We start from the raw sequence: 24,102 nt of genomic DNA, 5'->3' as shown, positions 1-24,102 counted from the left end.
TAACGCATACTGTTCTTTTGTCAAATACAGTTTAAGAAAAACGAAACCCTGTCAGTTTCGTTTTTCACATTAAGATTTTGATAGTAAGTCAGCGATCGTCTTTTGTTCCAAGCCTTGTATAATCCAGCTCTCCATCTCGTTTTTCAAACCGCATAACGCTTCTCTAGAAGATGGATGAAAGCATTTTTTATCATTCACATCAAGAAAGCCTTTTGAAAAAGGTTCTGATTTAATTGCAGAGTATATATCTGCAAGAATGATTTGTTCGGGATTTTTGGCAAGTGAATATCCCCCATCCCTGCCCTCCTTCGCTTGAATCAGCCCTGCCTTCACTAAATTACTTAATATTTTTCTAAGAAAACCTGACTCCGAATCAAGCTTATCGGCCAATTTATTACTATTACATAATCCATCATGATCAGCAAGAACAAGCAGGGCTTGTACGGCAAGACTAAACCACATAATACTGGATACCTTTTCTGACATTTCTTTCACCTCTCTCTCTACTTTAAACTATTTTTCAATGAATATACAACGATGCATCGAACAATCCTGCCTAAAAACTTAAACCCTCGGTCGTCGGGGAAAGCTTTAAACCCTTTTTGGAACGATGCGAGTTCCAGGGCAGTGATAGTAATCCATTTTTAATAATCCAGAAAAAAATATATAGACAAATTTCTTGTCTTACAAATTATATTTTTAGGAATATGGTAAACTTATTTAATAGAATTTACTTTGCTCAGGAAGTGGATGAATCATGCTGAAAACAATTAATGAACAAATGGATAAAATTATGCCCCTTATCACGCCGATAAGCGTGGCTATTGGGGTATTATTGGCCGAACATCTAATGGATTACACCTTTCTTGTCCCATGGATATTTGCCTTCATTACCTTTTCCGGAAGTTTAGGCTCTAACTTTAAATCTCTTAAACAGGCAGTCACCCACCCTTTACCTGTTTTCATCGTATTGATCATCCTTCATATGCTTATGCCTGTTTGGGCTTTTGGACTCGGCCATTTAGTGTTCCATGGTGATGCTTTCACGATTACCGGCCTAGTCCTGGCTGTAGTGATTCCAACCGGTGTCACCAGTATGATCTGGGTATCCATTTATAATGGGAATGCCGTACTTGCCCTAACCATCATCTTGATCGACACCCTACTCTCGCCATTCATCGTTCCTTACAGTGTATCCCTTTTTGGAGGCGGTTCGATCGAAATGGATATGGGTTCGATGGTGAAAGGATTAATCGGTATGGTCGTTCTTCCCTCCATGCTTGCCATGTTCTTGAATCAAGCTACAAAAGGGAAGATACAATATACACTATCCCCCCGCTTAGCCCCATTTTCCAAGATATGCGTTGGAATCGTAGTCATATTGAACAGTTCAAAAATCGCGCCTTACTTAACACATTTCGATAAGAAATTACTGATCATGTCCTTCTTGGTTTTGTTCATAGCTGCTTCTGGGTATGCCATTTCTTGGATGGTCGGTGCATATTTAAGATGGGATAAGGCGGATATCATCACCTTGACATTTACAGGCGGCATGCGAAACATCAGTGCTGGAGCCGTTCTTGCAACCACCTATTTCCCTGCTGCCGTCGCGGTACCCGTTGTACTTGGCATGCTGTTTCAACAAATGCTTGCCTCCTTTTTTGGCTATATCATGGAAAGGCATTTCCATCGTGATGTGAATGAAGGGTGACCCGTTGAAACAACACCATTGGAAAATAGTGTATAATCAATACATAGATCTTCATACGGTGGTGAAATTCATGATTCATGCTGTCAAAGATTTTTTATCCAGCTGCTTGCTGATTACCAGTTGGTTAATATTTGCAGTCAGCAGCATTTTTTTCGTCTTTTCGTTTTTTACCGTTTTTGCCATACCTATTTTCTTATTAATATTTTTTACCGGCTTCCTTTGTTTCCATATTTCCAAGAAACTTGACTCACGTCGGGCTTCTAAGTGTTAAGATCTATTTATTCTACAATACAAGCGGTAATTTTTTTGAATGCCATTTGATACGAATTACCCCTTACTAAAACGGCCCAATTTATTCCGATCTGCAACCAGATTCGACCTACAACCAATTTTCGTCCCTTAACTTAATCCATAAAAAAAGGAGCTCCAAATGGCAGCTCCTTCTTTTGTTCTCACATCTGCATTATCGTGATAAGGTACCTTGCAGACGATTTGTTTCGGCGATTACTTTTTCTTCATCGATCGTTAAGCAGCGGCCATCTTTCACGACGTTTTTGCCATCGATGTATACATCACATACGTCATTTCCGCGTGCTGCATAAAGCAGGTGCGAATAGGCTTCACTTAGTGGCTGCAGGTGTTCTTTGTTATATGGGTAAATGGTGATGAAATCCGCTTTTTTACCAGCTTCCAGTGATCCTGTGTGACCCATGCCTATCGCTTCGGCGCCCATTCTTGTGGCCATGGCGAGTGCTGTTTGGGCAGGGAATTTTGTGGCATCCTTATACATTCCTTTTTGCAGCAATGCGGCTGTCCTCATTTCTTCGAACATATCGAAGTTGTTATTGGAGGCGACGCCATCTGTTGCCACTCCCACTTTAATGCCTGCATCAAGAAGGCTGACGACATCTGCTATCCCAGATCCGAGCTTCAGGTTACTGATTGGATTATGGGCAACGCGAACATCATGCTGTTTTAGGATCGCCCGTTCTTCATCATTAAGGACCACACCATGTGCCATGACGGTGGGCTGATCGAACAGCCCTAGACGGCGAAGGTGCTCGACAGGACGGGATCCGTAACGTTTTTCAATGTCGAGGATTTCAAAGTCCGTTTCCGATACGTGGATGTGCACCATCAAATCATTCTCTTTTGCAATTCGTGCACTTTCCATGATCGCTTCAGGTGTGCAGGCATATGGGCTATGTGGTGCGACCATGGTAGTCAGGCGGCCATCAGCAAATGCTTTATAGTTTTTTGAAAACTGCTCAGCCCCCATGAGGTTCACTTTTTGGTCTTTTTCGGTACCCAAGCTGAAGATCGTATAGGAAAAGGCTCCGCGCATTCCTGTTTCGCCTATCGTCTCCATGACAGCACCGGCATCTATTCCATTAGGATTGAACATATCCGAAAATGTCGTGGTTCCTGATTTCATCATTTCCATAATGCCTAGCTGTGAACTTACAGCGGCGATTTCCGTTGTAAACTGGCTTTCGATCGGCCATATTTTCGTTTCAAGCCATGGCTTCAGCAGCATATCGTCCCCGATACCGCGTAAAAGGGTCATTACAATATGCGAGTGGGCATTCACAAGGCCTGGCATGATCCATTTCCCGCCAAGGTTGACCACATGATCTGCATCTGCCAATTGCTGTTCATCATGCTGGCCGATGTAGGATATGGTATGATCCTGCACAATCATCATGCCGTTTTCAATGATTTGGTTTTCCTTGTCCATCGTAAAAAATGTAGCATTCACATATATTGTTTTCATAAGTATTTCCTCCAAAGTTGTCTCATGTATCAACATGTTCTATTCCGCATTCTAAACTAGCACCTTACAGGTAATCAAGTAATTCCATATTATCAGGGGCCATTTCCATTTACCTTAGGAACCTATTGGAAGTGCTCCAAGATGAATGCGTCCTTCAATTACCACATAGTGGATGTCTATTGCAAAATCAATTGCTTAAAAAAATCTTCCCTCTATTGCCCGTGACAACCATGGCTTCTTGCACATCTTGAAGACCATAGTAGGAATCCGGCATCATGAATTTCAACCTTTTATCAGCGATGAACCCCATCAAAAGATTAAACGTTTCATGCCAGGTTTGAACGGAAGCCTGCTGATTCCAATGCCGAAGATGAAACATTTTAACATCCACTTTTGTCCTTTGTGAAATTTTCGCCCAATTCACAGACTGTCCTGATAAAAGGCCAATCGTTAATAAGATGCCATTAGGCCGAACACAAAAAGCGAGTTCTGAGCCATCGATGCCGCCTACTGAATCTATGGCCGCTTTCGCTCCGCGCCCCTTCGTCATTTCCATTACTGTATCATGCAATGATGATCGGGACGTATCGATCACATATGAAGCACCAAGTTTAAGCAGTTCTTCCGTATACTTATTGTTTCTCGTTACAGCAATCAGCTTAAATCCAAGAATCCTGGATAACTGGGCAAAGATGCGGCCAATCGAAGATCCGCAAGCATTTACGAGTAAAACATCATCAGGTTTCAAAGTTAATACTTCTGTGATTATTAGCCATGCGGTTATCGGGTTTATATATAATTGCGCTGCTATATGGTCCTCAATCGAATCCGGAATGACGATGGCCAGCTCCGCAGATGTTTTAACATAATCCTGCCAGGTCCCTTCACCGCGCAAAGGCAAAACACGCTTGCCTATCATCTCTTTCGAAACCGATGGACCCACCTCTTCGACAATGCCGACCCCTTCATAACCAGGTATGGAAGGCAAGGGAATTCGGTGAGAATAGGCACCGCGAATGGGCAGCAAGTCAGACGGGTTAATGGGACGTGTGGTCATCCGAACGAGGACTTCCCCCTCGAAAGGTCTTTGAATACATTTATTTTCAACTTTTAAAACGTTTTGCGGATTCCCAAATTCATAGAATTTAATACATTTGGCTTCCAAGATAATAAGTCTCCTTTAATATATAAGTCTTTCCATTTTATCATTTAAACTGAACCTGGCGAGTATTCTAAAAAACTTAAAGAGCTGTTAACTCTGGATTTAATGTATTATTGTTTTCCACGTTTTAATCACTTCTAATTAAGCATTCCGTTTTATTATTATAATCCCTTTTCACCTTCAATTGACCTGCCCCTTCGTTCCACAAAAAAAAGGTTGCCGCAGCAACCCAGGTTTTGAAGTAAAAAATTCTTTTGTTAAATAAGAACCTAATCATAACTTTTCTAATATAAATACCCCTATCAGTTTAATCCGGCATTTTAGTAGGAAACCCGGGATATTTCACAACAGGCCATTTCTCCTTGCGTAGTGAATCGAGCAATTCTGATCCAACATTCAAGTTGCTTTGAACTAGTTCTTTAGGAGTCAGTGCCATCCACTGGTTTAGAGATACGTCTACAAAGCGATTGCTTTTGAACATTTCTAAAAACCATAACGTTTCGGTACCGGTGTTCTGAATATAGTGCCCAGTAGCAAAGGGTACATATCCGACATCACCTGCTCTATAATCAAGTGTACGAGCTGTACCGTTTCCAGTAAATACTGTCATGCGCCCTTGTCCAGTAAGGTAATACTGCCACTCGTCGTTATTAGGGTGCCAATGAAGTTCTCTCATTCCACCCGGCTCAATCTCAACGAGTGCTGCTGCGATTGTTTTTGAAATAGGGAAGTTAGAAGAGTCCACAATTCGCACGCTTCCACCAGGGGTCTTGATTGGTGTTTGTTTCAACAGCTCGTGCTTAAAGGTTAAAGGAACTTCTCCGTAAGGTGACTGGACTTCCTGACTTTCCAGTGAACCGGGTACCTTTCCCTGATAGATATAGACCTGATCTGAAGGAATGGAGTTAAAGGCACTCTCTGGAACGCCGAAATTGGCCGACAGAACATCTTTTGGAGTGTGTGCAAACCAATCTGAGATGGATAAGGTGTTAAGATCGGAAAAGTTTCCGTCATCGAAGACAAGCAAAAACTCGCAATGTTCCAACCCTTGAATCAAATGTGGGATTCCTGGGGGAAAGTACCAAAGATCGCCCGGGCCGACGTCGGCAATGAAATTTCGTCCTTCTTGGTCAACCGAGGTTATGCGTGCCCGTCCTAACAGCATATAAGACCACTCTGCTTCTTGATGCCAATGGAGTTCACGTACTCCTCCTGCCGTTAAGCTCATATTTACACCCGCAAGTGTTGTCGCAATCGGAAGTTCCCTTGCGGTGATCTCCCTTGACCATCCCCCGTGATTTAATGTCATTGAAGTGTCCGAGAACGAGAATTTCAAGTTAGGAAGCAAGCCTGCATCTGTGATAGGCGGGACGAGCATATTTGGATTTTGAAGATCCCGCATAATATTTCGCGGCCCAGAGTCAATCGCTCCGGCTCCATCACTTCGGATAGGCTGTGGCACATACCCGTCCACTTGATTAATAGTTCGTTTTTCCATCAAAAAGCACCTCTTTTTGGCATTATAAAGGGATAAGCCTTTATTGTAGTCTTATGATTTAGGCTTCGAATGTATGTCACTGTGCCTATTGAGAAAAAACAAAAGGCATCCCCTTTTGAAGGAATGCCCCATTTAATGTTGGTTGGATTAATATAAAAATCTACCGCTACGTCTTGATCTATATTAATAGGGAAGAAACTGCTTCTAATGATCTTGAGATAAACCAATTGGAATGCATAGGGGCGTTTGATCTACTGGATTTTCAATAATACAGCATTCCAGTCTGAAGACGTCCTTGATCATCTCTTTTGTGAATACCGTTTCAGGCGGTCCCTCCTTATAGATTTTTCCCTTCTTGATGCTAATTAGATGATCGGCATACTGTGCCGCTTGATTCAAATCATGCAGAACCATGACGATCGTGCGTCCATATGTTACGTTTAAATCGCGCAGTAATTCCAATATTTCAATTTGGTGTGCTAAGTCGAGATAGGTTGTCGGTTCATCTAACAGTAAAAGGTCGGTTTCTTGTACTAAAGCCATCGAAATCCATGCTCTTTGCCTTTGTCCTCCAGATAATGCATCCAATGTCCGATCAGCAAACTCCGTCATTTTTGTTGCTGATAATGCACGGTCGACAATCCTATGATCTTCCGGGGTTTGTCTGGAAAATAAGCCTTTGTGCGGATGCCTGCCATAATAGCATAGTTCTTTAACGGTTATATCTTCAGGAGCTTCCGGAGCTTGGGGCAATATAGCCAATTTCTTTGCGACTTCCTTGGAAGATTGCTGATGAATGGCCTTTCCATCTAAATGGATCGTGCCTTGCTGTGGCATTAGTAATCTAGCTAGAGACTTTAGAATGGTGGATTTGCCACAACCATTGGAACCAATGATTATACTGATCTTACCTTCAGGAATTTCCAAATCGATATTATCAATGATTTGAGTTGATCCATAAGAGAGAGAAAGATGCTCTGCTGATAATGTTGTCATGGTCGCCAGCCTTCCTTATGTTATTTTTCGTTCACGGCGTAATAGATATAAAAAATATGGCACGCCAATCACCGCAGTGATGATTCCGGCGGGTATTTCTATTGGAGGGAATAATCCTCTTCCAAGGCTATCGGCAACGAGGAGAAAGATAGAACCGAAAAGAGCTGAAGCAGGAAGTAATACCTTGAATTTTGACCCTACCACTCTCCGGGCAATATGGGGGGCAATTAAACCAATGAACCCGATGGAACCAACCGCTGCTACACAGACTCCGATTAATATGACAGATACGCTTAACAATATATAACGCAGTAATTTTGATCTTTCACCGAGACCTGTAGCTATATCGTCTCCAAGACTCAGTACATCCATTTTAGACGTCAATGCAATCAATACCGGGACAAGAACAAGACATGGAAGCAAAATGAATACTTGATCCCATCCTCTTCCCCATAGGCTGCCGGTCAACCACAGCAATGTCGTGTTTACATCATCCGGGAACTTGACCATGAAATACTCTATGCCAGCTTGACATATGGCCCCTAAAGCTATTCCGACCAAAGCTATTGTATTTGGCTGAGCTCCTTTTTTATAAACAAATATCATCAAAATTGCCGCCATGACCGCCGCTCCGATAAAAGCTGAAAGAGGCAGTATGATAATGGGCGATTGCGGAAATAAAACAATGACGATAACAGCTGCCAAACCGGCCCCTTTTGTTACCCCAATCACATCTGGAGAGGCCAACGGATTTCGAAGGACTCCTTGCAGAATGGCTCCAGCCGTTGCCAAACCTGCCCCCACTATCACGGCAATTAGAATGCGTGGTATGCGATAGTTATGCAGAATGAATGTCTGACTTTGCATACCATTTCCAAGGAAATTTTGGAGAATTTCTAAAGGTGATATATATATGGCCCCTAAGCCCAGGCTCACCATTGATAAAATCAGCATGGTAACCGTCAGCAACAGGAGAATAGAATAAGGCTGCAAATTTGATTTCAACCCAAATGTCCGTTTTAGTTTCATTGCTTAATATCCCTCCCTCTCTTCGCTAAATAAAGGAAGAATGGCGCACCGATTATAGCTGTTACGATGCCTACCGGCGACTCAAAAGGATAAGCGATGAACCGTGCGAGAATATCTGCGTAAACTAAGAGTAAAGCGCCGAATAATGCAGAGAAAGGGATGATTCTTCGATAGTCCCCACCCACCAGTCTTCTGACGATATGAGGAATAATCAATCCCACAAATCCCACTGGACCTGCGACGGCAACCGAAGATCCTGCCAAAATGATCACCAATATTCCTGCTAAAATACGGATTCGGTACACCCGCTGCCCAAGACCCTGCGCCATATTTTCTCCTAAGACAAGGATGGAAACAGATCGAGAGAACAAGGCAGCAACCAATAGCCCGATAAGAGACCAGGGAAGGATCATGTTTACGTGAGCCCATGTCTTTCCATTAATAGACCCGACCAACCAATAGAGCACATCTTTCGCTTGTTCATTAAAGATGATCATGCCTTGCGTTAAGGAAGATAAAAAAAAGTGAACAGCCATTCCAGCCAATGCCAGCTTCACTTGGGTCATTCCTCCTCCCGAAGCAAAAGAATAGACTGCCATCCCTCCCACTGCTGCACCAATGAATGCAACGCAAACTAGAGAGACGGAAGATAGGTTAGGAAAGAAAGCAAAAGCTGACACAATAAAAAATGAGGCACCTGCATTAACACCAAACACTTGTGGTGAAGCTAATGAATTCCGGGTAATAGCCTGCATGAGAGCACCCGCTACCGCTAAATTAGCACCGACCAAAGCTCCAACTATAGCTCGGGGCAAACGAAGAGTCCTTATAATAGTCTGTTCCTTGGACGAGTCGACCTCAAAAAAGGACTTCAAAACCATTGATGCATCAATATCTGCCGCTCCCACAGAAATACTCGTCAGGACGCCTAAAATTAACAAAACGATTCCAGCGATAGCTGTACATAACACTTTCAGTTTACTTCTAACTACAGTTTCCATTGACTATACAACACACTTCCTAACAAAATTTAAACCTAATGGAAAGCGAAGTAAGAATGGGATCTCTTACTTCGCTTTTGTTCCTCTATTCTTCACCAAGCATTTTTAAAGTGTCTTTAGCAATGGCCTCTGCGGATACAACACCACGGTATCTCGTCCATAAATCTCGATCAACACTATACACCTGTCCGTTTTTTACAGCCTTCAAGTCTTTCCAAAGAGGATTGTCTTTCCACTCATCAGTAAGTAACTTACCCTCATTGTTCGCCAAAAGCAGCACATCCGGATTAATTTCGACAAGCTGCTCCAGATTCATCTCGGCATGTGGCTGTTCCTGCTGAATGGCATTTTTCAATCCCATGCGCTCAAGCAATTCTCCATCATAGGAAGAAGAAGTATGGGCTTGGAATGAAGTATCACGTACAACTGCAGGTAAAACCGTCATATTTGAATCAACAGTAAGTTTTGATTTAAGTTCCTTAATCGTTTTTTCATGCTCGCTCAATCTTTTTTCTGCAGCATCTTCCTGATTGACTGCCTTTGCTATCGTTTTAAAAGAATCCAGATTTTCTTGATATGTAGATTCCCGACTTTTTAAGACAACGGTAGGAGCAATCTGCTGTAAATCTTTATAAATCCCTTTATGCCGCTCAGCATCTGCAATGATTAAATCCGGCTGTAAAGAACTGATAACCTCTAAATTAGGCTGCTCACGAGTTCCTACAGAAGTATAATCCATTTCTTGACCAACAAGTTTTGTAATCATATCTTTTTTGTTGTCATCTGAAATCCCGATAGGTTTTATCCCTAGGGCATTTAAAGAATCAACGAAAGACAGCTCAAGCGTAACTATTTTTTTAGGAGTGTTTTTAATTTCCGTTTCTCCCATTTCATGCTTAATCGTCCTTACTTCCTGATTACTTGTTTCGGAAGCTGTCTTCTCTGCTTCCGTTGTTTTTTGAGAATTATTACATCCTGATAAAACCATCATAATCGTAAATAACAGGATGAATGCTCCTCCCCCAAATGTTCTTACTTTTCTAGATTCTCTCATTTTTTGCACCCTTTCCGTCATCTATACCTACTTAACTTCTTATCCGACGAATACATTCATAATTGAAAATGATTATCATTATCCTGCTGTTATGATAAAGTCATAGATTGATACCGTCAATATTAATAAAATTTTGTGAATAAAAATCATTATGGCCATTAAGACGACCTGCATGGATTTTATTGTTTTCAGCTACGATCTGATTCGTGAATTAAGCAAAGTAAAGACAGTTTAAGCAAATGCGTATTTCAGCTTGCCAAAAATCGAGGTAGAAAGACCCCACCATAAGGTCATCATTATCGGTAAACTCAGTTTTAAAATAATTGTCCAAAACAAGTAATTTTTGAGAAAAAATGTTAATATCTTGTAAAACCAATTCAAAAAGGAGTGGAATCCCCTTTGTCTAGACAGGTATTAGGAAAAACACTTGTAATTTTAGGTGCTCTTGCAATGATTATTAATCTTTCTTTTTTCAAACAAATGGAATGGTATGATATAGTCCGATGGATTTCATATGCTTTATTTGGAATAGGTTTTCTTTTAATTCCTACATACTCCAAATCAAAAAGTAATGATTAACAATAATGAACGTATCAATAATAATAGACACCAGCTCAAAATAAACAAGAGCAAACCCGTTAAGGTCTGCTCTTGCCTGTTTCAAAGAATCATTTTCTATTAATCAGCATCTCTTCAAGAGGATATCCTTCATTAGGTGAAGCTTCTTGTTTTGAGCGTTTTATGGAGGTTTTAATAACAATGGTAGACGCAATTGATAATGCCCCCATGATCAGGTAACCTGTGGATCTTGAAAACACTTCAATCAAGATGCCAATTAGGACGGGTCCTAAAATATGAACTTTGGAATAAGCCCATTCGTAGATTGTTTAATCTCTGGTCAAACTCTACACCCCTCAAAAAAAACGTTCGGAGTTGAATTCAGAAATCCATTGAGGGTTTCATAAAACAGTCAAAAACCATTAAGGAATCTTGTTTAGTTGTCAAAACTTGAACGTTGTTGGGAACGTAGGGCACTCGCTTTCCAATCACCGTTCAAATTTCCAAGACTAGTTCTTTGCCCTTCCAGGTTATTTTAGTGAAACTTACCCTTCAAAAAGCGATACAGTCCATCTTCTCTATATGAATACTCCGTCACTTCATCGGCTTGTTCTTTGACCAGGTCAGTGGCGTTTTTCATGGCAACGCAATGTCCGGCGAGTTTAAATAGCGGGAGGTCATTTTCGCCATCGCCTACTGCCAGGATATTTTCGGGTGCTAGCTGGAAATGTTTCAGCAGCAGTTGAACGCCTGTTGCTTTTGTGATGCCTTCCACGGTCACTTCTACATTATGATGGGTGGAGGAAGCTGTGGTAAAGGCATTGTACTGCTTGATTTTCCCCAACTCCGCTTTCCATTTTCGAATCGTATTCATTTCATTGCTGAAAAAGTAGATCTTGGCGACGCTGCTTATATCCAGTTGTTCTGACCATCTTATTTTGTCTTCGACTGCATCCTGTCTTGATAGCCATTCATTTTCATCGACAGTCTCAGGTTTTGGTATCAAACCTTGTTTAACCATATAGTCTTTATCTTTAAGTAATGCCATCCGTGTTCCTTCGTTCGGATGAACTTCGTAAAAAATCTCTTCCGCTCCTGCTTTGGCGACCAATTCTTCGACAAGTTCCGTCGACAGGGCGTGTTCGACAATCTGTTTCTTTCCGATGAATACGGACATTCCATTGGCGGTCACCATTCCATCGGCCTCCATGCCGGACGGCAAAACGTCCCTTACCTCTTCCAGCGTTCTTCCTGTTGCAATGAAAATCAGCTTTCCGCTTTTCCTAAGTTCGCCTATGTATTGTTCCAGCGTCTCATTCACAGTGTTTCTTTCGTTCAATGTCGTGCCATCCAAATCGAGCACAATTGCCTTGTTGGTCATGCCAATCACCTCAAAAATCCGAATGATGATGAAAATGCCAACAGCCTATTATCTAGAAGATCTTAGGCTGCTGGTATCATTCATTTATTTTGTTTCTGTACCTTATCAGTATAACAGTTTAGGATAATCCTAAAAGTTTCATGACGCTTAATATCAAGAGACCGACCACACCGAAGTCCGAATCACCAAATGTGGTGCCTTCAAACCCTACATCCCCCAAGAAGACCAGGAGTATCGCCGGCAGGAAACTGATGATGAGTCCGTTTGCAAAGGAACCGAGCATCGCTCCGCGTCTGCCTCCTGTGGCATTTCCAAATACACCTGCTGCAGCTCCGGTGAAGAAATGCGGTACGAGCCCCGGAACGATTACTTTCAGTCCTAGTACCGGAAGGAGGAACATGGATAATAATCCCGCCAGGAAACTGAATAGGAACCCGATGATCACTGCATTTGGAGCGAATGGAAAGATGGTCGGACAGTCCAATGCAGGCTTTGTATTCGGCGCCACTTTATCGGCAATCCCTTTGAATGCAGGGACGATTTCAGCAATTAACATCCGTACCCCCGCAAGGATGATGTAGACTCCTGCAGCAAATGTTATCGCCTGGATGAAAGAAAATACGATGAAGTTCGAACCGCCGGATAATTCCGTTTCAATATAGTTCTGTCCGGCAAACAATGCGACGATCACGAAGAATATCGTCATCGTAAGCGATACAGCGACTGATGTGTCCCTCAGGAATCCTAAAGATTTAGGAACCTTGATTTGCTCTGTCGTTTTTTCCTTATTTCCAAACCATTTTCCAACAGTCGCGGATACAAAATATCCGATTGTCCCGAAATGGCCGATGGCAAAATCATCGCTTCCGGTAATCTTCCGTACGTATGGCTGAAGGAGGGCTGGGAACATCACCATGCATACTCCCAATAGAATGGAACCGACCAAGATAAGCGGAAATCCGCTGAGCCCGCCGACCGATAGGGTGACTGCAAGTAAACAAGCCATGAATAAGGTATGGTGTCCCGTTAAAAATATATATTTAAATGGCGTGAAACGAGCTAGCAAAACATTGACAACCATACCAAAAACCATGATTAGTGCAGTCGAAGTCCCAAAATCACTTTGGGCGGCTGCGACAATGGCTTCGTTATTCGGTATGACGCCTTGTACATTGAATGCATGATCGAACATTTTACTGAATATATCAAGGGCGCCAATGAGCACTGCCGCTCCCGCTCCAATGATAATGAAGCCCATGACGGTTTTTAGTGTTCCAGATACGACATCAGCACTGGATTTCCGCTGTAACAGCAGTCCAATGAGCGCAAACAGCCCCACAAGTATGGAAGGTGTACCCAAGATGTCATTCATGATAAGTTCCAGCATTGCCTCTCCCCCTCTTCTTTATGTTTTCTTCTTATAGATGTGAAGCCAATTTCGATGTGATTTCAGGAATGCTCATCATGTTTTCCAGTGTGACGATCGTCCGGGTTCCATCATCCAGCTGACCGACAATATCCGCCGCTCCCAGGAAAATATCAGCCTGAACCGTTTTTGCGGATGCCAGATCCGTATGATCCACCTCGGCTGTCTTACCCATTTCCGTCAACGCTTTCTTCACATTCATCTCCATGATGAAGCTGCTTCCCAATCCGTTTCCGCACACTACCATGATTTTCTTCATATCAATCTCTCCTTTTTTTATCCTACATGCATTTCCAATTTAGATTTGATTTCAGGGATGCTCATCATGTTCTCCAGTGTGACGATCGTCCGGGTTCCATCATCCAGCTGACCGACAATATCCGCCGCTCCCAGGAAAATATCAGCCTGAACCGTCTTTGCGGATGCCAGATCCGTATGATCCACCTCGGCCGTCTTCCCCATTTCCGTCAATGCTTTCTTCACATTCATCTCCATGATGAAGCTGCTTCCCAATCCGTTCCCGCATACAACCATGATTTTCATTCCGCTTCCTCCTTCGAATATTTATGAACGTACTCCATAAGGACCGATTTATCTGAAGTGCTTAAGATTTCTTCTATATTGGCTGGTTCATTCAATAATTGAGTGAGCTGGATCAATGCCCGCAGATGCGAATCGTTATCTACGGCCGCCAAAATGATAATCAGGCGAACCGGTTTATCCGGCGCAAAGTCCACGGCTTCATCCAATTTCAGCAAACTCATGGATAAAGACCTGACCCCCTGCTCCGGACGTGCATGGGGAATTGCCACTCCAGGCGTTATCACTACATATGGTCCATTCGTTTCTATGGCCTCGATCATGGCATCCACATATCGTTCTTCAACGGTACCTAAGTCAACGAGTGGCTTGGCCGCGACTTGAATGGCTTCTTTCCAATCGGAAACTTGCTGCTGTAATTGAATGGTTTGCATATTGAGCAGTTCTTCTAACACAGGCTTCTCTGCCTCCTTTAAAGAAAATTGGTTTATTTTTGGTTTGTGGGTATACACATTCGACTTCAAAGCCTTTTCAAGCTGATCCTGTTCATGGATGGTTGCATACTTGGAAATGATCTTTAATAAAGCTGCAACATCCACACTTTCCGTCGTATAGCCATACAATTCCTGCATGACCTGCTGGCGCAATGTATGTTTGTCCTGCATTTCCAAAATGGGCGGTACAACGAATAATGCCGCTTTTGTTCTCATATGCACTGTCGAGAAAACAAGATCGTACGACAATGGGTAATCAGCCGCATTTCTAACGGACAAAACATCCAGGAACAAAATATCAGGAAATAATTCCCTCAATGTATAAATGAGGATATTGCTGATGCCAATACCATTCGGGCATACGACAATCGCCCGTTTTCGATCATCCAATGTGGTCCCTTGCCTGCGCAGCCATCCTCCAAAATAGATCGTGAAATAGGCCACTTCTTCTTCTGATACTGGACAGCCAATCTCTTTCTCCAACACCCACAGGGATTTTTTTGTCAAATGATGCAGTTCGGGATAGACCTTCTGCACCCGTCCCGTCATCGGATTCATTTGCGGGAGACCATACCGCAGGCGATGATATGCCGGTTTAAAATGAACATATAATTGTTGGCATAGCTGCTCTTTGTCTTTCAGGTGAACAAATGCCAGCCTCTCGAACTCTTCCACGATTTCCTGCAAAAGGTGTTGAATGACTTCATCATCCTTAAGAGGGGAAATATCCTTCGTTCGATTCATGCTCAGTAAATGTAGGGTTGCGTATAAGTTTTCCGTTTCGCTCCATACTGATTGAAACGCATTCGTTCTGGTCATTTCCTCAACCAGTTTGTATTCTTTTGTCGCAACAAACGGCGCCCAGCTCTCGTCGGCCTGTAACTCTTCCCCTTTTCCTATGAGCTGATCTGCACATAGAAATAAATAGCTCAGTTCATGAAGCCGTTCATCCGTAAAGGTGATGCCCAATTTACTTTCGACCCTTTCAAGCTGTAACCGGATCGAACTGATTTGCTTTTCATGATTTCTCCATATGCACTCCATGATCCATTCACTATTGGGACTGTTCAGTACATCATGCACGAGACGTTCAATGATATATCTCTTTGTTCGGCTTTCCCCTATCAACACGTAGCCATCTTGTTTGGAATACTGGATCTTGAGCGATACGTCCCTGTTTTTCTCTTTAAGTCTTTTTAAATCCTTCAGCACCGTATTTCGCGAAACCCCGGTGATCGTCTGGAAATGATAGACGGACAATTCTTCTTGGCTTAACAGGATCATGAGGTAAAAAACCTTTTCCCTATCTGTCTCTGAAAATATATAATTGCGTTTTGTCAGTTTTACATTCAATTCTTCATCCCTGATTGTTTCAGAAAAGGAGTAGCCCATTTCACGATTATATTGAATCGGTTGATATCCATGAAATTGGAGCCAGTCATTCGCTTTGCTCAATCCATATTGAATTTGCCTTCTCGTCAGACCTGTTTGGGCTTCAAGTTCTTTCATTTTTGAAATGGGCGAATGCTGTAATAGTTTTAGTAAATTGGCGCTTCTTTCATCTAAAAACATTCTCAATCCCTCTCCCTGCTTCTACGATATCTCACTTCTTATTAAAAATGTAGCGTTTCTCAGTCCGAATGTTGTCATAGGTACTGCACAATAATATACTCTTTAAACATTTGTGCACAATACGGCAGGTAATCAGTTTTCAGTACAGGATATATTTGGAAGATGTGTACTTATACAGTTTGGAGGCGAGTGAGGTCATGAGGCCGAGGTATAAAAGGGAATCGGAGATGAAGCTGAGGGATTGAAATGAGCCGTTTTAAAGGGCTAAACCTAGCTTTCATCTAATCAAAATGAAAGGGAAATCAACGTTCATATTTTTACAAAACCTCAAGAAGAAGTAGCTTGATTTCAGAAATCCGCTCCCTTTCCGCCGACTGTCTGCCAAGCCTCCTCGACGCAAGCGTCTGTGGGGTCTCGGCTAGCCAGTTATTCGGCAGGAGTGTCGCAAATTTCTTCAATCCAATATGGTTTCGTCCCATATAAAACAATAAAAAAATCATGAAGGATAACCAAATTTTGTTTTAAAAGATTGGAACAGGAGTGTATTTAGGGGAGACCCCGCCCGCGGAAAGCGAGTGCCTGGACGGACAAATTGTGCTCATACTAAAAACTGTAGGCAAACCCGATTTTCATCGAGCTTGCCTACAGTCCGAGAGGGAACAAATATCCCCTCTTTATTCAATCGGTGCGTCATCTCTAAATCTGCTTGCTGAAGTCGCGCTGAGCTCCCCTATAGCTTCCGATGATATTTTGATAACCAGGAAGCTGGCTGGAAAGTAAAGCACCAAAACCTTCGACATCGTTGCGCCAATCACGTTGTAATTCGCACGCTACGCTAAACCAGTTCATAAGCTGCACACCGCCATGGGCCATACGCGCTAGAGCCGCATCAGCTACCTGTTTGCTGACTGTTCCAGAAGCATCAGTTACGGCAAATACTTCATAACCAGCGTTCAAAGCGGAAAGTGCCGGGAAAGCAACACAGACATCTGTAACCACGCCCGCGATGATGAGTTGTTTTTTTCCAGTTTCTTCGATTGCTTTAACAAAATCTTCATTATCCCATGCGTTAATTTGTCCAGGCCGAGCTATTTTTGGTGCATGAGGAAAAAGTTCTTCCAATTCTTGCATGAGCGGTCCGTTTGGTCCGTTTTCAAAGCTCGTCGTTAAAATGACTGGCAAATCAAAAAACTTAGCGGTGTTGGCAAGGGCCATAACATTGTTCTTGAATTCATCAACACCATAATCACGCACTAGCCCGGAAATAAGACCGGTTTGATGATCCACCAGAAGAACGGCAGCATCATCTTTGGAAAGACGGGAATAGAGATCAGACATTTTTAAAGTCCTCCTTTTATTAAAAGCTATCGAAGAAAGTTCATATGTAGGGAAAATCCCCCCAACTCCTTCATTGGTTCCAGTCAGTTTATAACTTAACTGACTGTTGCTATAAGTTTATCTATAAAACTTATAACCTGTCAATCATATATATAATAAGTTTTATTGATTAATCTATAATTGGAGTGTGATCGATCCAATGAATGAATTGTTGTAAATAACGCTCAAGATAACGTTTTGTTTGATCGTCAGTAAGCACTTTCCGATCTGAATCAATCTTTTTATGTACTTGCGAAATCAGCATTTTTTGAAATGGAAGAACATGAACTTGCATGGCTTCTAGTACTTGCCTGATTTGCATTTGAGCAAATGCAGTACCCATTCCTCCAGGAGTAGCTCCAATCAGGCCAACTGGCTTTTTGGTAAGAACAGCGGACTCCCGAGGTCTTGATGCCCAGTCCAATGCATTTTTTAATACGCCTGGCATTCCAGAATTGTACTCTGGACTTACGATAATGATACCGTCGACTTCCTGGATCGCTGATTTAAATGATGTCACTGTTTCAGGAAGCCCACTTATTTCTAAGTCTTCGTTAAACAACGGAAGATCATTAATTTCGATCCAGCGAAATTGATACGAATCAACCATATCTGTCAATGATTGAGCAATGATTCGATTATAAGAATTTTCCCGTAAACTGCCGCAAATAAGGCCGATGGTTCTGGTCATCTACTTCCCTCCCTGTTTGTCTCCTATAGTACCATAATATACCAAAACTAAAATAGTGACGTTATTCCTAATTACACGCTTGTATTTACTAAATTTGGCTTAACTTAATATTGGGTTAAAAGAAATTCATATCTTACCTCAAAGTTATATTGGACCCCTTCCATTTTCTGAATATTTCAAACATACTATAACCTATAAGGCGTTGGGAGGAGTGCGGAAATGGATGAAAAGAAAGTTACATGGTTAGAGCTCTTTTATGATTTGTTATTTGTGGCGGCCGTTGCGGGCGCAACTCATGTTTTACTGCATGTTGAAGATGGATATATCCATCCAGAGTATTTATTAAAGTTCGTGTTGATTTTTATTCCTATCTGGTGGGCTTGGGTAGGGCAAACCATATTTATTAACCGGTTTGGAAAGGATGTATTTCATCAACGGCTATTTTTGATATTGCAAATGTTTTTTGTCCTAATCATGACATCAAGCTTATCTGCTGATTTTGATCCTTATTATCTTTCTTTTTTAATTGGTTATATTGGATTGAGAGCCGTGACTGCCATCCAATATCTTGTTGTACAGCGGATAGAAGAGGGATTTCGAAAAAAGGCAGCACTCTTTTTGGGAAAGTATTTTTGGATTGGAATCGTCATTTCATTATTCTCCGTCCTTTTTGATTCTTGGCTTCGGTATGCTGTGTTGTATTTGGGCATCCTCATCGATATCATTGTCCCGATCCTTGGGAGAAAGTGCTTAGAAAAGGTTCCTACAAATACGGCCCACTTGTTGGAGCGCTTTGGTCTATTTACCATCATTCTCTTTGGGGAAGCTCTTGTCAGCACGCTTGCGGTAATTCAACCTAAACAAGGAAATTGGGATTCGATAGCCTTTTCCATCATTTCATTTGCCCTGATAATAGCTATGTGGTGGCAATATTTCGATAACATGGATAAAAAAGTCGACAAGTCTGTACAATCTTCCGGCCAAATCATCATTTACGGTCACCTGTTTATTTTAATGTCTATAAGCATGATTGCAGCAGCCATCAGATTATTGTTTTTACATGAAGTCCATTATTCATTTATCCTCTATTTTGTTTTCGGTTCCGTATTGCTTTATTTCATGTCAGCCACATTTGTTTTCCACCAATATAGACATAAGCATCAGCGGTTGCAAATATATCATTTAGGGTTATTTTTAGGGATTTTAGCCGTCTTTTTTATTTTTAATTTGTTTGTCGGGGTACCGAATATTGTGATAATAGCCGAATTAACATTGTTCTTTATCATCTACGCTAAACTAACGACTACATAATAAAGGGATCAAAGAAACCAGTATCAAACGATAATACTGGTTTCTTCATTTGAAAGCTGGAAATTTTTGCATTTGACACACAATTGGTTTATTCATAAACTGATTGGAACAAAGAAAGTATGAGGTGACATTCATGCATCCCTCCACATCTAATAATGAGGAAAGACTAGGTTTAATGTTATGGTTCCGGATCACACGGATATATAACCAGAGTATCCGGGAATCCAATCAACATTTAAAGAAATGGAATCTATCGGCAGCCCAATTCGATATCTTGGTTCAAGTGGGTTCCAATGAACGATTGTCTCAGCAAGAACTGGCAAACAAGCTTTTTGTGACGAAAGGCAATATCACTCAACTACTAAGGAAAATGGAAGAGTTGGGATTGATTAAACGGGAACAGGAATGGAAGACAAAATACCTTTCATTGACTGAGGAAGGAAAAGAGTTTTTTCATGAAGTCGTTCCAAAACAAGAGCATTTTCAGGCATCACAGTTTGCCAACTTGAATGCGACGGAAAAACAGCAGCTTTTAGATTTACTTAGTAAAGTTCAAACATAATAAAAACAGATCACCCGTTTGAAAGGTGATCTGTTTTTTTATTTTAGTTACTTCGGTTTTTTCATGAACAATGAAAGCACCACATTCACGATGGCGAAAATCAAACTAATTTTAAATACAAGTGATGAACCAGAGGCAGCAGCTGCCGGTAAATCATTTGCCATATCAGTCAAGTAGCCATTTTGCTTCGCAGAGAATAGCGAAACCATGACCGCTATCCCGATGCCCCTGATTATACAAACCGGTCTATTTGCAAATGTGAGTTTTTTTTGCCTCTCTAAATAACGATTTCACAACTTAGACAAACTTTTATTTTAATTTTTCTATTCGATTATCAGTTGACATTGAGTATACATATGTATACATTTAACACAAGATAAAAAATGTATACAAACGTATACACAGAAAGAGGTCATAAAATGAGAGATGAAAAATTCAAAAAAGATGGACATCACGGTGGTAGGCATAAAGACCATGGTTCACACCATCGTGGCCCCAAAACTTTTCGCCGCGGAAGGGCAATTGCTTTTTTAGAGATGATGAATCTTAAACGTTCAACCATTATGGAACAGTTAGATAAACCAGAGTTTCAATCCATCAATCAAATCTTAGTCGGTGAATTGAAAGCAATTGATATATTAATCAACGAGTTCATACAATTATTTGAAATACAAGAAAATGAAGCAGCCGATAAGAAAAGTGAAGAAAAGGAAACTTCCAATGAGAAAGGAATGGAAACGAATGAAGCAAATTAACAGTTATATCGACTCAGTGTTTTATACCGGAGATGCCCTTTTGGAAGAAGTCATTTCGTCCATACAAGAAAACGGAATGCCGTCCATATCGGTATCCCCCTCATCCGGAAAACTTCTTACCATGCTTATATCCATTTCAGGAGCTAAAAATGTTTTGGAAATAGGCGCTCTTGGGGGCTATAGCGGGATCTGCCTTGCCAGGGGATTCGGCAGCGAAGGAAAATTAACTTCCCTTGAATTAAAGGAGGAATACGCAAAGTTAGCTTATCGCAATCTATCCAAAGCTGGATTTGGCAATCAAGTATCATATATGACCGGAGCAGCATTGCAAAGCCTTGAAAAACTCGCTCATGATAGCAGGAAATTTGATTTTTTCTTTATAGATGCTGACAAGGACAATTATGAAAATTACCTGCAATATTGCATTAAACTGGCAGAACCGGGTGCTTTAATCGTCATGGATAACGTACTTGCGAGGGGCAGTGTCGCAGATCCGGATGCTGAACCTAAACATTACACTGCATTTATGAAGGCATTCAATGAAAAGGTGGCCAATCACCCTCAATTGGAATCAATGCTAATTCCAATCGGTGATGGGCTGACCATTTCAAAAGTAATCGCGCAAACTCACGAGTAAAACAGCCAAACCCACGAGTAATCTGCAAACTCTCGTGTAAAGTGCGATTCTCGAGTAATGTGTGAATTCACGAGTAAAACTGCTTAATTCACGAGTAAACTGCTCAAATTCACGAGTAAATCGAGCAAATTCACGAGTAAAACAGCCAAACTCACGAGTATAGTCCGAATTCTTGAGAATATCGTTCAAATTCTCGTATATATCGATCAAATTCTCGATTTATCGTTCAATCTCAAGTATATATCGCTCAATCTCACGTTTATATCCATCAAACTCACGTATATATCGCCCAAATATCCTTTTCATGAAGAAAAAATAATATGAATTTCTATAATCTTGAATGAAAATGATTTTTATTATCAATAATAAATATGAAAGAAGGGTAACCAGTTGATGGTTACCCCGGATGATTTAAATTTCTGGATCAAATGTTTTGCAATCCGTTTCTTTGCTATTTGATGCTTGGTTCCCTTTATGGCTGACAACATAAATAGCATCTGCACTGCATTTGTTTCCAGAATCCCAGTATTTACAATTATTCACTTCACATAGTACATCTTTTGCCATCTTATCACACCTCCTCATTTGCTATCATTAACAAAGTTGGGGTTATTGATACTTTCCTTTTTCAGGTTTTGGTGTCTTAATTTAATTGAGGGCATTGCAACGAACAAAAATCCGGGCAGTTTCCGCCCGGATTTTTTTTATGCTCATGCTGATCTTTTCAATAGTTCTGCTTGAGGGATTTTCCAAAGCTCCCGCCATTTTTTCAAGGCGGCAACCAGAATGATCAAGCCTAGGATTAACATGGTGATCGATAATATTCCGTTCAAGATGCTGAATCCTGCAGAGTCCGGGTTCAGGTATACGTTTTTCACCATCCAGTACCCTGCTACATTAACCGTTACATATAAGTAGGCAAGGGGTACGAGGCATGTCCATATATACCAGCGTTTGTCTGCGATTTTCAGTACGACGGTCGCACCGATGATGAGTCCAATCGAAGCCATGAGCTGGTTGGATACGCCAAAGAGTGCCCAGATCGAACCGATGTCCCCAGAGTAGAGCAGATATCCCCAGATAAAGCAGGCTAACGCACTGGCGAAGATGTTCCCCGGCAACCAGTCGACTCGTTTTAATGGTTTATAGAACTCTCCGAAGAAGTCCTGGATTAAGTAACGGGCAACACGTGTCCCTGAATCGATTGCGGTTAATATGAACACTGCCTCGAACATGATGACGAATTGGAAGAAAAACGAAGCCAGTTTGTCAAAGAAGGGTATTTCGGTAAAAATATAGGTCATGCCGACAGCAAGTGTAACTGCCCCGCCTGTCCGTCCCTCCAGATTAATGCCGATTTCTTCACTGAGTTCGTCAAGGTGTACGGTTTCCATGCCTAATGTTTGAAATACTTCAGGTGTGGAGTTAATCGCAAAATAATCTCCTGGCTGCAGCGAAACCGCAGCAATCAATGCCATGATGGCAACGACACATTCCACAAGCATCGCTCCGAAACCAACGGATTTGATATCACTCCAACGGTTTAACATTTTTGGAGTTGTTCCTGATCCGACAAATGCATGGAATCCTGAAATCGCCCCACAGGCGATGGTTATTGAAATGAATGGCCAAACAGGACCGGCTACAATCGGGCCCCCGCCATTAATGAATTCGGTAAACGCAGGAAACTGGATTTCTGGATTCACTACGAAAACACCGATAATCAATGCGGCAAATACACCGATTTTCATAAAAGTACTCAAGTAATCACGAGGTGCCAGCAGCAGCCAAACAGGCAATGCGGCAGCGAAGAAAGCATAAATCGGCAAAATGATGGCAAGGGTGCTCGCCTCAAGTGTCAATAAGTCGCCAAGTGCCGTACCTTGAATGTTCGGCCCAAGTAAAATTGCGGCCATGATGAGCCCGAACCCGACGATTGTCGCCCCTTTCAGGTTGCCGGTTTTTTTATGATAAAGCCCTACACCCATGGCGATCGGAATGGTGATCCCGACAGCGAACGTCCCCCATGGATTGTTTTCCAAAGCATGCAGAACGACCATTGAAAGCCCTGCCATCGTGATCGTGATGATAAAAAGCATAGCGAGTCCTGTACAGAAGCCTGCAACAGGTCCAAGTTCTTCTTTCGCAACTTCCGAAAGGGATTTGCCGTCTTTACGCATCGACGCGAAAAGCACGACGGCGTCATGGACGGCTCCCCCGATTACAGCCCCGATCAGAAGCCATAATAAACTTGGCAAATACCCGAATTGTGCAGCAAGGATCGGCCCCACCAAAGGACCAGCCGCTGCAATGGCTGCAAAATGGTGGCCGAATGCCACCCATTTATTTGTTGGAACATAATCTTTTCCATCTTCTAATTTATGGGCCGGAGTCGGCTTGGAATCATCGAGTTTTAATACTTTTAGTGCTATGAATGTCCCGTATAAACGGTAGGCAATCATTAATATACAAATGGAGCCTATGACAATTGTAACCGCATTCATATTTGAACCCCCTCTATTACTTACATCGTAAAAAAATGATATCACAATGAAAGCGAATTCAATGGGTTT

General features: G+C 41.8%; 26 protein-coding genes. 6 read left to right on the top strand and 20 right to left on the bottom strand.

Annotated features, from left to right (window positions below):
- Window positions 1-69: 69 nt before the first annotated feature.
- Window positions 70-486 carry an RrF2 family transcriptional regulator gene (locus OSJ91_RS05345; protein WP_241591505.1) on the bottom strand — a complete coding sequence of 139 codons (417 nt, stop codon included), beginning with the start codon at window positions 484-486 and terminating at the stop codon, window positions 70-72.
- A gap of 271 nt (window positions 487-757) precedes the next feature.
- Here OSJ91_RS05345 and OSJ91_RS05340 point away from each other — a divergent pair, with 271 nt between their 5' ends.
- Window positions 758-1,711, top strand: a complete 954-nt coding sequence (locus OSJ91_RS05340; RefSeq protein ID WP_485891158.1) for a bile acid:sodium symporter family protein — start codon at window positions 758-760, stop codon at window positions 1,709-1,711.
- 75 nt (window positions 1,712-1,786) lie between these two features.
- Here OSJ91_RS05340 and OSJ91_RS05335 read toward each other — a convergent pair whose 3' ends face one another.
- From OSJ91_RS05335 to OSJ91_RS05300, 8 genes are all read right to left on the bottom strand, one after another.
- A complete protein-coding gene (locus tag OSJ91_RS05335) occupies window positions 1,787-1,948 on the bottom strand; it encodes a hypothetical protein (RefSeq protein ID WP_485891157.1) in 162 nt (53 codons plus the stop codon).
- A 226-nt stretch (window positions 1,949-2,174) separates the two neighbouring features.
- Complete coding sequence (locus tag OSJ91_RS05330) at window positions 2,175-3,485, bottom strand: amidohydrolase family protein (protein WP_485891156.1); 1,311 nt, start codon at window positions 3,483-3,485, stop codon at window positions 2,175-2,177.
- Between the two features lie 187 nt (window positions 3,486-3,672).
- The gene (locus tag OSJ91_RS05325; RefSeq protein WP_485891155.1) at window positions 3,673-4,650 is read right to left on the bottom strand and encodes a zinc-dependent alcohol dehydrogenase family protein; all 978 of its coding nucleotides are present in this window, start codon (window positions 4,648-4,650) and stop codon (window positions 3,673-3,675) included.
- A 304-nt stretch (window positions 4,651-4,954) separates the two neighbouring features.
- Window positions 4,955-6,145: an oxalate decarboxylase family bicupin gene (locus tag OSJ91_RS05320; protein WP_485891154.1), complete on the bottom strand. Its 1,191-nt coding sequence runs from the start codon at window positions 6,143-6,145 to the stop codon at window positions 4,955-4,957.
- 204 nt (window positions 6,146-6,349) lie between these two features.
- A complete protein-coding gene (locus tag OSJ91_RS05315; RefSeq protein ID WP_350301514.1) occupies window positions 6,350-7,141 on the bottom strand; it encodes an ABC transporter ATP-binding protein in 792 nt (263 codons plus the stop codon).
- Window positions 7,142-7,156: 15 nt separating this feature from the next.
- Entirely contained in the window at window positions 7,157-8,170 is a 1,014-nt protein-coding gene (locus OSJ91_RS05310) for a FecCD family ABC transporter permease (RefSeq protein WP_350301513.1), read from the bottom strand.
- A complete protein-coding gene (locus tag OSJ91_RS05305; RefSeq protein WP_485891153.1) occupies window positions 8,167-9,171 on the bottom strand; it encodes a FecCD family ABC transporter permease in 1,005 nt (334 codons plus the stop codon). The genes OSJ91_RS05310 and OSJ91_RS05305 overlap by 4 nt, the downstream gene beginning before the upstream one ends.
- An 85-nt stretch (window positions 9,172-9,256) precedes the next feature.
- Window positions 9,257-10,225, bottom strand: coding sequence for an ABC transporter substrate-binding protein (locus OSJ91_RS05300; RefSeq protein ID WP_485891152.1), 969 nt, complete (start codon window positions 10,223-10,225; stop codon window positions 9,257-9,259).
- 399 nt (window positions 10,226-10,624) lie between these two features.
- On the opposite strand from OSJ91_RS05300, the gene OSJ91_RS05295 reads away from it, so the two are divergent.
- Window positions 10,625-10,804, top strand: a complete 180-nt coding sequence (locus tag OSJ91_RS05295; RefSeq protein ID WP_342602925.1) for a hypothetical protein — start codon at window positions 10,625-10,627, stop codon at window positions 10,802-10,804.
- Between the two features lie 514 nt (window positions 10,805-11,318).
- Here OSJ91_RS05295 and OSJ91_RS05290 read toward each other — a convergent pair.
- From OSJ91_RS05290 to OSJ91_RS05255, 8 genes are all read right to left on the bottom strand, one after another.
- Window positions 11,319-12,164 (bottom strand): HAD family hydrolase, encoded by an 846-nt coding sequence (locus OSJ91_RS05290; RefSeq protein ID WP_413015896.1) that lies wholly within the window; start codon window positions 12,162-12,164, stop codon window positions 11,319-11,321.
- Window positions 12,165-12,282: 118 nt separating this feature from the next.
- Complete coding sequence (gene ulaA, locus OSJ91_RS05285) at window positions 12,283-13,551, bottom strand: PTS ascorbate transporter subunit IIC (protein ID WP_350301509.1); 1,269 nt, start codon at window positions 13,549-13,551, stop codon at window positions 12,283-12,285.
- A gap of 31 nt (window positions 13,552-13,582) precedes the next feature.
- A complete protein-coding gene (locus tag OSJ91_RS05280; RefSeq protein WP_048883161.1) occupies window positions 13,583-13,849 on the bottom strand; it encodes a PTS sugar transporter subunit IIB in 267 nt (88 codons plus the stop codon).
- Window positions 13,850-13,866: 17 nt separating this feature from the next.
- Complete coding sequence (locus tag OSJ91_RS05275) at window positions 13,867-14,133, bottom strand: PTS sugar transporter subunit IIB (protein ID WP_048883162.1); 267 nt, start codon at window positions 14,131-14,133, stop codon at window positions 13,867-13,869.
- Window positions 14,130-16,196 carry a BglG family transcription antiterminator gene (locus OSJ91_RS05270; protein WP_485891151.1) on the bottom strand — a complete coding sequence of 689 codons (2,067 nt, stop codon included), beginning with the start codon at window positions 16,194-16,196 and terminating at the stop codon, window positions 14,130-14,132. The genes OSJ91_RS05275 and OSJ91_RS05270 overlap by 4 nt, the downstream gene beginning before the upstream one ends.
- Before the next feature lie 317 nt (window positions 16,197-16,513).
- Window positions 16,514-16,696 carry a hypothetical protein gene (locus OSJ91_RS05265; RefSeq protein ID WP_251542330.1) on the bottom strand — a complete coding sequence of 61 codons (183 nt, stop codon included), beginning with the start codon at window positions 16,694-16,696 and terminating at the stop codon, window positions 16,514-16,516.
- A gap of 196 nt (window positions 16,697-16,892) precedes the next feature.
- Window positions 16,893-17,534: an isochorismate family cysteine hydrolase YcaC gene (ycaC, locus tag OSJ91_RS05260; RefSeq protein WP_048681500.1), complete on the bottom strand. Its 642-nt coding sequence runs from the start codon at window positions 17,532-17,534 to the stop codon at window positions 16,893-16,895.
- Window positions 17,535-17,703: 169 nt separating this feature from the next.
- Window positions 17,704-18,264, bottom strand: a complete 561-nt coding sequence (locus tag OSJ91_RS05255) for an NADPH-dependent FMN reductase (protein WP_350301507.1) — start codon at window positions 18,262-18,264, stop codon at window positions 17,704-17,706.
- A 219-nt stretch (window positions 18,265-18,483) separates the two neighbouring features.
- Between OSJ91_RS05255 and OSJ91_RS05250 the strand changes: the two genes are divergently transcribed.
- Complete coding sequence (locus OSJ91_RS05250; protein WP_350301506.1) at window positions 18,484-19,575, top strand: low temperature requirement protein A; 1,092 nt, start codon at window positions 18,484-18,486, stop codon at window positions 19,573-19,575.
- A 133-nt stretch (window positions 19,576-19,708) separates the two neighbouring features.
- Window positions 19,709-20,137 carry a MarR family winged helix-turn-helix transcriptional regulator gene (locus OSJ91_RS05245; RefSeq protein ID WP_350301505.1) on the top strand — a complete coding sequence of 143 codons (429 nt, stop codon included), beginning with the start codon at window positions 19,709-19,711 and terminating at the stop codon, window positions 20,135-20,137.
- 47 nt (window positions 20,138-20,184) lie between these two features.
- On the opposite strand, the gene OSJ91_RS05240 is transcribed toward OSJ91_RS05245, so the two are convergent.
- On the bottom strand, window positions 20,185-20,346 hold the full coding sequence (locus tag OSJ91_RS05240; RefSeq protein WP_350301504.1) for a hypothetical protein: 162 nt from the start codon (window positions 20,344-20,346) through the stop codon (window positions 20,185-20,187).
- Between the two features lie 210 nt (window positions 20,347-20,556).
- Between OSJ91_RS05240 and OSJ91_RS05235 the strand changes: the two genes are divergently transcribed.
- Window positions 20,557-20,892: a hypothetical protein gene (locus tag OSJ91_RS05235; protein WP_350301503.1), complete on the top strand. Its 336-nt coding sequence runs from the start codon at window positions 20,557-20,559 to the stop codon at window positions 20,890-20,892.
- Window positions 20,879-21,529, top strand: a complete 651-nt coding sequence (locus OSJ91_RS05230) for an O-methyltransferase (protein WP_350301502.1) — start codon at window positions 20,879-20,881, stop codon at window positions 21,527-21,529. The genes OSJ91_RS05235 and OSJ91_RS05230 overlap by 14 nt, the downstream gene beginning before the upstream one ends.
- Window positions 21,530-21,940: 411 nt before the next feature.
- Here the strand turns inward: OSJ91_RS05230 and OSJ91_RS05225 are convergent, their stop codons facing one another.
- Together OSJ91_RS05225 and cstA are read right to left on the bottom strand one after the other, a co-directional pair.
- Window positions 21,941-22,096 carry a DUF1540 domain-containing protein gene (locus OSJ91_RS05225; RefSeq protein WP_065310844.1) on the bottom strand — a complete coding sequence of 52 codons (156 nt, stop codon included), beginning with the start codon at window positions 22,094-22,096 and terminating at the stop codon, window positions 21,941-21,943.
- 143 nt (window positions 22,097-22,239) lie between these two features.
- On the bottom strand, window positions 22,240-24,033 hold the full coding sequence (gene cstA, locus OSJ91_RS05220; RefSeq protein ID WP_063575196.1) for a carbon starvation protein CstA: 1,794 nt from the start codon (window positions 24,031-24,033) through the stop codon (window positions 22,240-22,242).
- Window positions 24,034-24,102 lie beyond the last annotated feature (69 nt).

Source organism: Bacillus sp. T-10(2022), from assembly GCF_056502895.1.
This window is presented reverse-complemented; position numbering and strand designations above follow the sequence as displayed.